Genomic DNA, 13,329 nt, shown 5'->3' with positions numbered 1-13,329 from the left:
CTGCTCGCGATGGCAGGCGCCGCGGTCTTACTGCCCGCTACGCATCATCTCTTTCGGCACATACTTGCCGATCTCGAATTTGCCAATCGCCGCGCGGTGCACTTCGTCCGGGCCGTCGGCCAGGCGCAGGGTGCGCTGCATCGCATACATATAGGCCAGCGGGAAATCGTTGGAAACCCCTGCCCCGCCATGGATCTGAATCGCCCGGTCGATGACCCGCAAGGCTACGTTCGGCGCGACCACCTTGATCTGCGCGATCTCGCTTTTCGCCACTTTGTTGCCGACGGTGTCCATCATGTACGCCGCTTTAAGCGTCAGCAGGCGGGCCATGTCGATTTCCATCCGCGAGTCGGCGATTTTGTCGATGTTGCCGCCCAGGCGTGCCAACGGCTTACCGAATGCGGTACGGCTGACCGAGCGTTTGCACATCAATTCCAGCGCCCGTTCAGCCATGCCGATTGAACGCATGCAGTGGTGAATCCGGCCCGGACCAAGGCGACCCTGAGCGATTTCGAAGCCGCGTCCTTCGCCCAACAGGACGTTTTCGTACGGCACACGGACGTTTTCGAACAGCACTTCCGCGTGGCCGTGAGGGGCGTCGTCATAACCGAATACCGGCAGCGGACGGACGATCTTCACGCCCGGTGTGTCCACCGGCACCAGAATCATCGAGTGCTGTGCATGGCGCGGCGCATCGGGATCGCTCAGGCCCATGAAGATCAGAATCTTGCAGCGTGGGTCGCAGGCGCCCGAGGTCCACCATTTCTTGCCGTTGATGACCCACTCGTTACCATCACGTACGGCGCGGGCGGCCATGTTAGTGGCGTCGGAGGAGGCTACATCCGGCTCAGTCATGGCGAACGCCGAGCGGATTTCGCCGCGCAAAAGCGGTTCGAGCCAGCGTTGTTTCTGCTCTTCGTTGGCGTAGCGCACCAGCACTTCCATGTTGCCGGTGTCTGGCGCCGAGCAGTTGAACGGCTCTGGGCCTAGCAACGAGCGGCCCATGATTTCCGCCAATGGCGCGTACTCGAGGTTGGTCAGCCCGGCGCCGAGTTCGGATTCAGGCAAAAACAAGTTCCACAGGCCTTCAGCCTTGGCCTTGAGTTTGAGCTCTTCCATGATCGCGGTCGGCTGCCAGCGATCGCCTTCGGCAACCTGGCGCTCGAACACCGCCTCAGCGGGATAAACGTAAGTGTCCATGAACGCGGTTACGCGCTCACGCAGTTCCTGAACCTTGGGCGAATAAGCGAAATCCATGAGCATTACCTTCTTGGGCAGAGGTTGTTTAAGTCATGCAATCGATGCTAGAACAGCCATGAAAATTTACCTAGCCTATTCTCGGCGTGTATTAACATTCATCACCGATATATGATCGGCTGATTGAGAACCAACAATAAGAGTGCAGCGCAATGAATCTGAGCAAGGTCGACCTCAACCTTTTCATCGTCTTCGACGCGATCTACACCGAGGCCAATCTGACCCGCGCGGGGCAGATTGTCGGCATTACCCAGCCAGCGGTCTCGAACGCTCTGGCTCGCCTGCGCGAGACCTTCAACGATCCGTTGTTCGTGCGTACCGCCCAAGGCATGGTGCCGACGCCCATGGCCCAGAACATCATCGGGCCGGTGCGTAACGCCCTCTCCCTGCTGCGCGTGTCGGTGCAGGAAAGCCGCATTTTCAACCCGCTGCAGGCGGTCAAGACCTATCGCATCAGCATGACCGACCTCACCGAAGCGGTGATCCTGCCGCCATTGTTCCAGCGCCTGCGCCGCCTGGCGCCGACGGTGATCATCGAAAGCTTCCTGTCAAAGCGCCGCGAAACCACCAAGGAACTGGCGGCCGGGCGTCTGGACTTTGCAGTAGATGCCCCGCTCAACACCGACCCGCAGGTACGTCACGTCAAATTGATGGAAGACCGTTACGTGTGCGCCATGCGCAAGGGCCATCCGCTGGCGGGCAAAGAGAAGTTCAGCCTTGATGATTATCTGTCGATGACCCACATCCACATTTCCAGCCGCCGCAGTGGCCTGGGTCATGTTGACCTCGCCTTGGGAAAAATGGGCATCCAGCGCAAGATCGCCCTTCGCTCCCAACACTACTTGATGGCCTCGCAAGTGTTGCAACAGACCGACATGGTCATGACCGTGCCGGAGCGCTTCGCCCGTCGCAATGACTTGCACGCCTTCAGCCTGCCGGTCAACGACGTGCCACCGGTGGAAACGCACCTCTACTGGCACGAAAGCACCGATCAGGATCCAGCTAACCGCTGGATGCGCGAGCAAATGATCGAGTTGTGCCAGCAGGTGACGGCGCATGAGAAGAAGCTCGAAAAGGTGTAGGAATTGATACCGAGGCGCCTCCATCGCGAGCAGGCTCGCTCCCACAGGGGTTATCAGCAATGTCACAGATTTTGTGTTCACCGCCGATCCCATGTGGGAGCGAGCCTGCTCGCGAAGGGGCCAGCAAGAACACTGACGGCCCCTGCCCCTTGACGTAAACGTCAACCTGCCATTAGCTTAGCGCCATGACCTTTTTCGAGCGCTTCCATGAGCAGCCAGACCTACAGCATTTCCGACCTCGCCCGCGAGCTCGATATCACCACGCGAGCCATCCGCTTTTATGAAGAGCAAGGTCTGCTCAGCCCCGAGCGTCGCGGCCAGGAGCGCATCTACTCACCCCGCGACAAGGTCAGCCTGAAGCTGATCCTGCGGGGCAAGCGCATTGGCTTCTCCCTGGCCGAATGCCGCGAACTGATCGAGTTGTATGACCCCACCGGCGGCAATCAGAAACAACTGCAAACCATGTTGAACAAGATCGCCGAGCGCCGCGAACAGCTGGAACAGCAGATGCTCGACATCGAGCAGATGAAGCTGGAGCTGGACACCGCGCAGGAGCGCTGCACCCAGGCGCTGGAACAGACCATCCAGAGTCAGAAGACGGTGCAATAAACCCACACATCTCCCTGTGGGAGCGGGCTTGCCCGCGATGAGGGCATGACATTCAACATTGATGCTGACTGGCAGGCCGCCATCGCGGGCAAGCCCGCTCCCACAGGTTTCCAAGCATTCAGATAATCAGCAGGTACTTCCCATGTCCCTACCCACCCACGTACGCATTGTCGAAGTCGGCCCACGCGATGGTCTGCAAAACGAAGCCCAACCGATCAGCGTTGCCGACAAGGTTCAACTGGTCGACGCGCTGACCGCCGCAGGCCTGGGCTACATAGAAGTCGGCAGTTTCGTTTCCCCCAAATGGGTACCGCAGATGGCCGGTTCCGCCGAGGTCTTCGCGCAGATCCAGCGCAAACCCGGCGTGACCTATGGCGCGCTCGCCCCCAACCTGCGTGGGTTTGAAGACGCGATCGCGGCGGGCGTGAAGGAAGTGGCGGTGTTCGCCGCTGCGTCCGAAGCCTTTTCCCAGCGCAACATCAACTGCTCGATCAGCGAAAGCCTGGAACGTTTCGTGCCGATCATGGAGGCCGCCAAACAACACGGCGTGAGCGTGCGCGGTTATGTGTCCTGCGTGCTGGGGTGCCCTTACGAAGGTAACGTCGCGCCGGAGCAAGTTGCCCTGGTTGCCCGCGAGCTCTACGCCATGGGCTGTTACGAAGTGTCGCTGGGCGACACCATCGGCACGGGCACCGCGGGCGCCACCCGCAAGATGTTCGAGGTGGTCGCGGCCGGCGTGCCCCGCGAAAAACTCGCCGGGCACTTCCACGACACCTATGGCCAGGCCATGGCCAATATCTACGCCAGCCTGCTGGAGGGTATCTCGGTGTTTGACAGTTCCATTGCCGGGCTCGGCGGCTGCCCCTACGCCAAGGGCGCCAGCGGTAACGTTGCCACCGAAGACGTGGTGTACCTGCTCAACGGCCTGGGTATCGAGACCGGTATCGACCTCGGTGCCTTGATCCTGGCCGGTCAACAGATTTGCACGGTGCTGGGGCGTCCGACCGGTTCGCGTGTAGCCAAGGCCCGTAGCGCACAGTGAGGCCTTGGGGTGTTACCGCGACGTCGAAAACGTGGGGGCAAGCGAGTAACACGGGAACAAATTGACGGGATTTGGCCTATTGAAAAATTCTACAAAATCTCAAACCATTGATTTTAAAGGTTTTTTAAAAGTTGGCACGGGTCCTGCTATCTCTACTGCATAACAAGAACAAAAAAAGCAGCAACCACTAATAAAAATAAGACGTAACGACTCTGACATAACAAAAACAACACGGCAGAGACGCAGCTAACAGATTTTTTTGGAGAAGATGTGCTTTTCAGGGTGCTTTTCGGAGTTACCCGCAACCGGGCAGAGAACAATAAAACTACCCTCAGGTAGCTCCCGAACTGGTTGGATCGCTCAGCGAAAAAGTAGATCAGCGCTCAAAAAAATACGTTTGCTCTTGATCCCGGATGGGGATCGACAAAAACAGCGGTAAAGGGTCACGGTTTCCAAAAACAACAACAGGCCGCCCCTCAATAACAAAAAAAGAGCATGCGCAACGACAAAATTAAAGGGGAGCTTCGGCTCCCCTTTGTGCTTTCCGAGATTTGTAATTTCAACCGCCTATCCCTGTGGGAGCGAGCCTGCTCGCGATGGCGGTGGGTCAGTCGACATCTGTATTGGATGGACTACCGCTATCGCGAGCAGGCTCGCTCCCACAGGGGGTTGTGGTCAGGCCTTGTTACCGCGTAATTCCTCGATACTGATCTCGCGCATCCGGAATTTCTGGATCTTGCCGGTCACGGTCATCGGAAACTCTTCCACGAACTTGAAGTAACGCGGCGTCTTGAAGTGCGCGATGCGTTCCTTGCACCAGGCTTGCAGTTCCTGCTCGGTAGCGCTGTGGCCGGGGTGGAATTTGATCCAGGCGACAATCTCTTCGCCATAACGCGAGCATGGAATGCCGATCACTTGCACGTCCGCCACTGCGGGATGAGTAAAGAAGAACTCTTCCAGCTCCCGTGGGTAAACATTCTCACCGCCCCGGATGATCATGTCCTTGTTGCGCCCGGCAATGTTTACATAGCCTTCGTCGTTCATGCTCGCCAGGTCGCCGGTGTGCATCCAGCCGGCCTGATCGATGGCCTCGGCCGTGCCTTGCGGGTTGTTCCAGTAGCCGAGCATCACGCTGTAACCACGGGTGCACAGTTCGCCAATGGTGCCGCGCGGCACGAGGTTACCGGCCTCGTCGATGATTTTGCTTTCCAGCTGCGGCTGGGTGCGGCCAACGGTGGTCACGCGCAATTCCAACTCGTCTGACGGGCCAGTCTGCAACGAAACAGGGCTTGTTTCCGTCATGCCATAGGCAATCTGCACTTCGTTCATGTGCATTTCGTTGATGACCCGGCGCATGACCTCGATGGGGCACGTGGCGCCGGCCATGATCCCGGTACGCAGGCTCGACAGATCGAATTCAGCGCGCTTGGGCTGATCGAGCATGGCGATGAACATGGTCGGCACGCCATAAAGCGCCGTGGCTTTTTCTTCGGCGACGGTGGCCAGGGTCAGCAGCGGATCGAAAGCATCGTTCGGATAAATCATGGTGCTGCCGTGGGTGATGCAGCCGAGATTGCCCATGACCATGCCGAAGCAGTGATACAGCGGCACCGGGATCACCAGGCGATCAGCGGCGGTCAGGCCAAGGCTTTCGCCGACCATGTAACCGTTGTTGAGAATATTGTAGTGACTGAGGGTCGCGCCCTTCGGGAACCCGGTGGTGCCGGAGGTGTACTGGATGTTCACCGGCTGATCGAAATGCAGGCTGTCCTGGCGTTCGAGCAGCTGTTCCTTCGAAACGCTGGCAGCCAGATCCGCCAATTGCGACCACGGCAGAAAACCTGAAGGCGGCTGCGCATCCAGACTGATGACACCGCGCAGGTCGGGCAGGCGTTCGCTGTGCAATTGTCCGATGGATTGCTCGGCAAGCTCAGGAACAAGGCCTTGCAGCATCCCGTGATAGTCGGAGGTTTTGAACGCACCGGCACAGATCAGCCATTGGCAGCCAGATTGCTTCAACACGTATTCGAGTTCGGAGCTGCGGTATGCCGGGTTGATGTTGACCAGAATCACGCCGATTTTCGCACTGGCGAACTGGCTTATGCACCACTGGGCGCAGTTCGGAGCCCAGACGCCGAGACGATCACCGGCCTGCAAACCCAACGCGAGCAGCGCTCTGGCATGCAGGTCTACGACGTCGGCCAGTTGCTGCCAGGTGTAGCGCAACTGTTGATGGCACACGACCAGCGCCTCCCCGGTCGCGTGCTGCGCAACGGTGTTGTCGAACGCCTGGCCGATGGTCATCGCCAGCAAGGCTTTGTCTTGGGAACCACGGGTATAGCTGCGCTGCGGGCTTGCACTGGGTTGATCCATGATGACCCCTATTGTCTTTATTTATGGGCTGGCGACTCCAACAGAGTTGGTCCGCTTTTCAATCTTGAACTGGCTCTACTCTCGCTCAAGTTGACGTTAACGTAAAGGGTGATTGACAGCCATTCGTCACAGGCTTACGTTAACGTAAAGGTGAGAAGCGAACCGCTGCCCTCCCCGCCCTACAAAAAAGCCAAAAGGTGCCCCATGAGCTATCCATCCCTGAATTTTGCCCTCGGTGAAACCATCGACATGCTGCGCGATCAGGTTCAGTCCTTCGTCGCCAAAGAGATCGCGCCGCGCGCCGCTCAGATCGACATCGACAACCTGTTCCCCGCCGACCTGTGGCGCAAATTCGGCGACATGGGCCTGCTCGGCATTACCGTGCCGGAAGAGTACGGCGGCGCTGGCCTGGGTTACCTGGCCCACGTCGTGGCCATGGAAGAAATCAGCCGTGGCTCGGCCTCTGTTGCCCTGTCTTATGGCGCCCACTCCAACCTCTGCGTCAACCAGATCAACCGCAACGGCAACCACGAACAGAAAAGCAAATACCTGCCAAAACTGATCAGCGGAGAGCACATCGGCGCCCTGGCCATGAGCGAACCGAATGCCGGTTCCGACGTGGTGTCGATGAAGCTGCGCGCCGACAAACGTGGCGACAAGTACGTGCTCAACGGCAGCAAGACCTGGATCACCAACGGCCCTGACGCCAACACCTACGTGATCTACGCCAAAACCGACCTGGAAAAAGGCCCGCACGGCATCACCGCGTTCATCGTCGAGCGTGACTGGAAAGGTTTCAGCCGCAGCAACAAGTTCGACAAGCTCGGCATGCGCGGTTCCAACACCTGCGAGCTGTTCTTCGATGACGTGGAAGTGCCGGAAGAAAACATCCTCGGCGTGCTCAACGGCGGCGTGAAAGTGTTGATGAGCGGCCTCGACTACGAGCGCGTTGTGCTCTCCGGCGGCCCGACCGGGATCATGCAGGCGTGCATGGACCTGATCGTTCCGTACATCCACGACCGCAAGCAATTCGGCCAAAGCATCGGCGAGTTCCAGCTGATCCAGGGCAAGGTTGCCGACATGTACACCCAACTCAACGCCAGCCGCGCTTACCTTTATGCAGTGGCACAGGCTTGCGAACGTGGCGAAACCACGCGCAAGGACGCTGCCGGCGTGATCCTGTACAGCGCCGAACGCGCCACGCAAATGGCTCTCGACGCAATTCAGATTCTGGGCGGCAACGGCTACATCAACGAATTCCCGGCGGGTCGTCTGCTACGTGACGCCAAGCTGTACGAAATCGGCGCCGGCACCAGTGAGATCCGTCGCATGCTCATCGGTCGCGAACTGTTCAACGAAACCCGCTAATCGGAGCTGTCCATGGCTATCCTGCATACCCAGCTCAACGCCCGTTCGGCGGAGTTCGCCGCCAACAGCGCGGCGATGCTCAAACAGGTCGACGACCTGCACACCCTGCTTGCCCAAGTGCAGCTCGGTGGCGGCCCGAAGGCGCAAGAACGCCACACCTCGCGAGGCAAATTGCTGCCCCGCGAGCGGATCAATCGTCTGCTCGATCCAGGTTCGCCGTTTCTGGAAATCAGCCAACTGGCAGCCTACGAGGTTTACGGTGAAGACGTTCCAGCCGCTGGCGTGATTGCCGGGATCGGCCGCGTGGAAGGCGTCGAATGCATGATCGTCGCCAACGACGCCACGGTGAAAGGCGGTTCGTACTACCCGCTGACGGTGAAGAAACACCTGCGCGCCCAGACTATTGCCCAGCAGAATCGCCTGCCGTGCATCTATCTGGTGGACTCCGGTGGCGCCAACCTGCCACGTCAGGATGAAGTGTTCCCGGATCGCGAGCACTTCGGGCGGATATTCTTCAACCAGGCCAACATGAGCGCCATGGGCATTCCGCAAATTGCCGTGGTCATGGGTTCGTGCACCGCCGGTGGTGCGTATGTACCCGCGATGGCTGACGAAGCGATCATGGTGCGCCAGCAAGCGACGATTTTCCTCGCCGGCCCGCCGCTGGTGAAAGCCGCGACCGGTGAAGTGGTCAGCGCCGAAGACTTGGGCGGGGCCGATGTGCACTGCAAGATTTCCGGGGTCGCCGACCATTACGCCGAGAGCGATGAACACGCCTTGGCCATTGCCCGACGCAGCGTTGCCAACCTCAACTGGCGCAAGCTCGGCGAGTTGCAACAACGCACGCCGATTGCGCCGCTGTACAGCAGCGACGAGTTGTACGGCGTGGTCTCTGCGGACGCCAAGCAACCGTTCGATGTGCGCGAAGTCATCGCGCGTCTGGTCGACGGTTCAGTGTTCGATGAATTCAAAGCGCTGTTCGGCACCACGCTGGTGTGCGGCTTCGCCCACCTGCACGGCTACCCGATCGCGATCCTCGCCAACAACGGCATCCTGTTCGCTGAAGCCGCGCAGAAAGGCGCGCACTTTATCGAACTGGCTTGCCAGCGCGGCATCCCGTTGCTGTTCCTGCAAAACATTACTGGCTTTATGGTTGGCCAAAAATATGAGGCCGGCGGCATCGCCAAGCACGGTGCGAAACTGGTGACGGCGGTGGCCTGTGCCAAGGTGCCGAAATTCACCGTGATCATCGGTGGCAGTTTTGGTGCCGGCAACTACGGCATGTGCGGTCGGGCCTACGACCCGCGTTTCTTGTGGATGTGGCCAAACGCGCGCATTGGCGTGATGGGCGCCGAGCAGGCTGCCGGGGTATTGGTGCAGGTTAAACGCGAGCAGTCCGAGCGCAGTGGCCAGGGCTTCAGCGCCGAGCAGGAAGCGGAGATCAAGCAACCGATCCTCGATCAATACGAAGAACAGGGTCACCCCTACTATTCCAGCGCACGGCTGTGGGACGATGGCGTCATCGACCCGGCACAAACCCGCGATGTGCTGGCCCTGGCCTTGTCCGCGTCGTTGAACGCGCCTATCGAACCGACCCGCTTCGGCGTGTTCCGGATGTGATCGGGAGAAAATCATGAGCGACTTCAAAACCCTCGAACTGCTGATAGACCCACGGGGTTTCGCCACCCTGTGGCTAAGCCGTGAAGAAAAAAACAACGCGTTCAATGCTGAAATGATCCGCGAACTGATCCTCGCACTGGACACCGTCGCGAGCGATACCAGCTTGCGCTTTTTGCTGGTACGTGGACGCGGCAAACATTTCAGCGCCGGCGCGGACCTGGCGTGGATGCAGCAGTCGGCCGAACTCGATTACCACACCAACCTCGACGACGCCCGGGAACTGGCGGAGTTGATGTACAACCTCGCCAAGATGAAAGTCCCGACCCTGGCCGTGGTGCAAGGCGCGGCCTTCGGTGGTGCGCTGGGCCTGATCAGTTGCTGCGACATGGCCATTGGCGCCGACGACGCGCAGTTCTGCCTGTCGGAAGTGCGCATCGGTTTGGCGCCAGCGGTGATCAGCCCGTTCGTGGTGCAAGCCATTGGTGAACGCGCGGCACGCCGTTATGCGCTGACCGCTGAACGTTTCGGCGGACAGCGGGCGCGGGAAATCGGTTTGTTGTCGGAAAGCTATCCGGCTTCGGAGCTTGAGCAAAAGGTCGAACAGTGGATCGACAACCTGCTGCTCAACAGCCCGGCCGCCATGCGCGCCAGCAAAGATTTGTTGCGTGAAGTCGGCCACGGCGCGCTGACGCCGGCACTGCGCCGTTACACCGAAAACGCCATCGCCCGCATCCGCGTCAGCCCCGAAGGTCAGGAAGGATTGCGCGCCTTTTTGCAAAAGCGTCCGCCAACCTGGCAAGCCCCCACCACCAAGGAGCCGCGTTGATGAGCGCACCTGTTCTCACCACCCTGCTGGTGGCCAACCGTGGCGAAATCGCCTGCCGGGTCATGCGCACCGCCAAAGCCCTGGGCCTGACCACTGTGGCCGTGCACAGCGCCACGGATCGTGAAGCGCGACACAGCCGTGAAGCGGATATTCGCGTCGATCTCGGAGGCAGCAAAGCCGCCGACAGCTACCTGCAAATCGACAAACTGATTGCGGCAGCCAAGGCCAGCGGAGCTCAGGCAATTCATCCGGGCTACGGCTTTTTATCGGAGAACGCCGGGTTTGCCCGCGCAATTGAAGACGCCGGCCTGATCTTCCTCGGCCCGCCCGCCTCCGCCATCGACGCCATGGGCAGCAAATCTGCGGCCAAAGCGCTGATGGAAACCGCCGGTGTGCCCTTGGTGCCGGGTTATCACGGCGAAGCTCAAGACTTCGACACTTTCCGCGATGCCTGTGAGCGTATCGGCTATCCGGTGCTGCTCAAGGCCACCGCCGGCGGTGGCGGCAAAGGCATGAAAGTGGTCGAGGATGTCAGCCAGTTGGCCGAAGCCCTGGCCTCGGCCCAGCGTGAAGCGAAATCCTCCTTCGGCGATTCACGGATGCTGGTGGAGAAGTACCTGCTCAAACCGCGCCACGTGGAAATCCAGGTCTTTGCCGATCAGCATGGCAACTGCTTGTACCTGAACGAACGTGACTGCTCGATCCAGCGTCGCCACCAGAAAGTCGTTGAAGAAGCACCCGCACCAGGCCTGAGCCCGGAGCTGCGTCGTGCCATGGGCGAAGCCGCTGTTCGCTCGGCACAAGCCATTGGTTATGTCGGCGCCGGCACCGTGGAGTTTTTGCTGGATTCGCGCGGTGAGTTCTTCTTTATGGAGATGAACACGCGCCTGCAGGTTGAGCACCCGGTCACCGAAGCCATCACCGGCCTGGACCTGGTGGCCTGGCAGATTCGCGTGGCCCGTGGCGAAGCGCTGCCGATGACCCAGGCCGAGGTGCCGCTGATCGGGCATGCGATTGAAGTGCGCCTGTACGCAGAGGACCCGGCCAATGATTTCCTGCCGGCCACCGGCAACCTGGAACTGTATCGTGAATCCGCCGAAGGGCCGGGACGCCGAGTCGACAGCGGGGTTGAGGAAGGTGACGAGATTTCACCGTTCTATGACCCGATGCTCGGCAAGCTGATTGCTTGGGGCGAGGATCGCGAACAGGCGCGTTTGCGCTTGTTGAGCATGCTCGATGAGTTCGCGATTGGCGGGCTCAAGACCAACATCAACTTCCTGCGCCGGATCATCGCTCACCCCGCGTTTGCGACGGCAGAGCTGGACACCGGGTTTATCCCGCGTTTTCAGGAGCAGTTGTTGCCAGCGCCTTCGGACCTCAGTGACGGGTTTTGGCAAGCGGCCGCTCAGGCGGTTGCCCAGAGCCAGCCAGACTCACCACGTGCAGATGACGCGAGTTCGCCATGGGCGATCAGCAATGGTTTCCGTGCCGGTTTGCCGAAAGAAATCACCCTGCACTTGAGCTGCGAAGGCCAGGACCGGGCGCTGACTTTGGGCGACATCCGCACAGCCCACCTTAAAGGTGAGCAGTTACTCACCGAGCACAACGGCGTACGCCGCCAGCATCGGGCAATCCGTCGTGGTGACTCTGTCTATCTGCAATGGGACGGTGAACTGCGCCGCATCGAGTCCTACGACCCGATCGGCGCCGTCGAAGCCAGTCACAGCCATCACGGTGGTCTCACCGCTCCAATGAACGGCAGCATTGTGCGAGTACTGGTGGAGGCCGGGCAAACGGTCGAAGCCGGGGCGCAATTGGTGGTTTTGGAAGCGATGAAAATGGAACACAGCATTCGTGCGCCCCACGCGGGGGTGATCAAGGCGCTGTATTGCCAGGAAGGCGAAATGGTCAGCGAAGGCAGTGCGCTGGTCGAGCTGGAAGAGGCGTGAAATGAAGATCGGTCCTACGTTTTTCGAGGACCGATCTGATTAGAATTTGGCCGTTGCCTGAACCACTACACCGAGGATTCGACATTCATCGGTGTAAAGGGCTTTCGGATAGGTCGGATTGAGCGGGACCAGGTAACGCTGCCCGCCCTCTTCGATCAGTTTGCGAAAGGTCGCCTCGGTGCTGTCCGACCACTGCGCGATCACCAGCTTTCCAGGCTCCGGCACAATCGCAGGATCCACCAGGATCATCATGCCTTCGGCGATGCTCACGCCCGTGGGTGCGGTCATCGCATCCCCTACCACCACCAGCCAGAACGCCGCGCCCTGCGCGTGGTAATCGGTCAGCTCGAAACGCGGTTTGCCGTAGACCGACAACTCACCGTCACGCACTTGCGCGGGCTCTCGCCAATCGCTGACCGGGTAACGGAAGTACGGGTTGTACTTGTGCGCCAGACAAGGCTCGTCGTCCTGCAAGACCAGACGCTCGCGAATCACCGTCGCCACTTCCAGAAAATCCATCCCGAGCGCGTGCAAGACACGATTCATGTCTTCGATGCTCGGCTGACGGCGCTTATTCAGCCAGTGACCCACACCACCCTGGGACATCCCGAGGCGGTCGGCGAGGACCTCTTGAGTGACTTTGAGATCACTCATCTTGGCTTTGACTAACTCAATCCATTTATCCATGTGCGGCACGATACGTGGGGTACTCCGACCAACAAAACACAAATTGTAGTATTTAAATTCCAGTCACAAATACAGTTCGTACTAGGATGGATTCACGGATCTGAATCTATCACGGAGCTTGCCATCGTCATGACGTTACCCTGCAATGACCTGCCAGATATGGAAATCGATACCACCCTGACCTCGCCAAAAGGCAACGCCGCCGCACAGCGAGCACTGGATTATTACTTGAAACCAACTGTGTCCGAAGCAGCGACTGTCGAGCGTTTTTTTGATGTGAACCCCCAGATCAGCGCAGAAGAGGCACTGGTTCATGCCTCGGATTTATTGCGATGCGCTGCGGCGACGGCACATGAATCAGCCAATAACCTGCACGGTGCCAGTCGCGACCTGGCCTTTTCGACGGTGCACATGATTGACATGGCCAAAGCAATGATCGATCGGTCTTTGCAAGGGCATCAGATCGTATGAAACGGATGAGCGTTCGGGGAGGACAGGAAAGAGTTTTCCAATCGA

The 13,329-nt window shown here is 59.4% G+C and carries 11 protein-coding genes; 8 read left to right on the top strand and 3 right to left on the bottom strand.

The annotated features are described in order from the left end of the window. Positions 1–27: 27 nt before the first annotated feature. Positions 28–1,257, bottom strand: a complete 1,230-nt coding sequence (locus PMI22_RS10470; RefSeq protein WP_007946954.1) for an acyl-CoA dehydrogenase — start codon at positions 1,255–1,257, stop codon at positions 28–30. Positions 1,258–1,409: 152 nt separating this feature from the next. Here PMI22_RS10470 and PMI22_RS10475 point away from each other — a divergent pair, with 152 nt between their 5' ends. From PMI22_RS10475 to PMI22_RS10485, 3 genes are all read left to right on the top strand, one after another. Further along, positions 1,410–2,339 carry a LysR family transcriptional regulator gene (locus PMI22_RS10475; protein WP_007946953.1) on the top strand — a complete coding sequence of 310 codons (930 nt, stop codon included), beginning with the start codon at positions 1,410–1,412 and terminating at the stop codon, positions 2,337–2,339. A gap of 207 nt (positions 2,340–2,546) precedes the next feature. After that, the gene (locus PMI22_RS10480; protein WP_007946952.1) at positions 2,547–2,948 is read left to right on the top strand and encodes a MerR family transcriptional regulator; all 402 of its coding nucleotides are present in this window, start codon (positions 2,547–2,549) and stop codon (positions 2,946–2,948) included. Positions 2,949–3,090: 142 nt separating this feature from the next. After that, positions 3,091–3,990 (top strand): hydroxymethylglutaryl-CoA lyase, encoded by a 900-nt coding sequence (locus PMI22_RS10485; protein ID WP_007946950.1) that lies wholly within the window; start codon positions 3,091–3,093, stop codon positions 3,988–3,990. Positions 3,991–4,665: 675 nt separating this feature from the next. Here the strand turns inward: PMI22_RS10485 and PMI22_RS10490 are convergent. Beyond that, positions 4,666–6,363 carry an AMP-binding protein gene (locus tag PMI22_RS10490; protein WP_007946949.1) on the bottom strand — a complete coding sequence of 566 codons (1,698 nt, stop codon included), beginning with the start codon at positions 6,361–6,363 and terminating at the stop codon, positions 4,666–4,668. A 204-nt stretch (positions 6,364–6,567) separates the two neighbouring features. Between PMI22_RS10490 and PMI22_RS10495 the strand changes: the two genes are divergently transcribed. From PMI22_RS10495 to PMI22_RS10510, 4 genes are read left to right on the top strand one after another with little or no spacing between them, the layout of a single operon-like run. Then, complete coding sequence (locus PMI22_RS10495; protein ID WP_007946948.1) at positions 6,568–7,731, top strand: isovaleryl-CoA dehydrogenase; 1,164 nt, start codon at positions 6,568–6,570, stop codon at positions 7,729–7,731. Between the two features lie 12 nt (positions 7,732–7,743). Next, positions 7,744–9,351 (top strand): carboxyl transferase domain-containing protein, encoded by a 1,608-nt coding sequence (locus tag PMI22_RS10500; protein ID WP_007946947.1) that lies wholly within the window; start codon positions 7,744–7,746, stop codon positions 9,349–9,351. A gap of 13 nt (positions 9,352–9,364) precedes the next feature. Then, a complete protein-coding gene (locus tag PMI22_RS10505; protein ID WP_007946946.1) occupies positions 9,365–10,177 on the top strand; it encodes a gamma-carboxygeranoyl-CoA hydratase in 813 nt (270 codons plus the stop codon). Then, entirely contained in the window at positions 10,177–12,126 is a 1,950-nt protein-coding gene (locus PMI22_RS10510; protein ID WP_007946945.1) for an acetyl/propionyl/methylcrotonyl-CoA carboxylase subunit alpha, read from the top strand. Before PMI22_RS10505 ends, PMI22_RS10510 begins: the two co-directional genes overlap by 1 nt. A 39-nt stretch (positions 12,127–12,165) precedes the next feature. On the opposite strand, the gene PMI22_RS10515 is transcribed toward PMI22_RS10510, so the two are convergent. Then, positions 12,166–12,813: a LexA family protein gene (locus PMI22_RS10515; RefSeq protein ID WP_007946944.1), complete on the bottom strand. Its 648-nt coding sequence runs from the start codon at positions 12,811–12,813 to the stop codon at positions 12,166–12,168. 129 nt (positions 12,814–12,942) lie between these two features. Here PMI22_RS10515 and PMI22_RS10520 point away from each other — a divergent pair, with 129 nt between their 5' ends. Beyond that, positions 12,943–13,284: a DUF6124 family protein gene (locus tag PMI22_RS10520; protein ID WP_007946943.1), complete on the top strand. Its 342-nt coding sequence runs from the start codon at positions 12,943–12,945 to the stop codon at positions 13,282–13,284. Positions 13,285–13,329 lie beyond the last annotated feature (45 nt).

Source organism: Pseudomonas sp. GM21, assembly GCF_000282215.1.
Taxonomy (GTDB): Bacteria; Pseudomonadota; Gammaproteobacteria; order Pseudomonadales; family Pseudomonadaceae; genus Aquipseudomonas.
The sequence above is the reverse complement of the archived record's forward strand: the minus strand, read 5'-3'. Positions and strand labels throughout refer to the sequence as shown.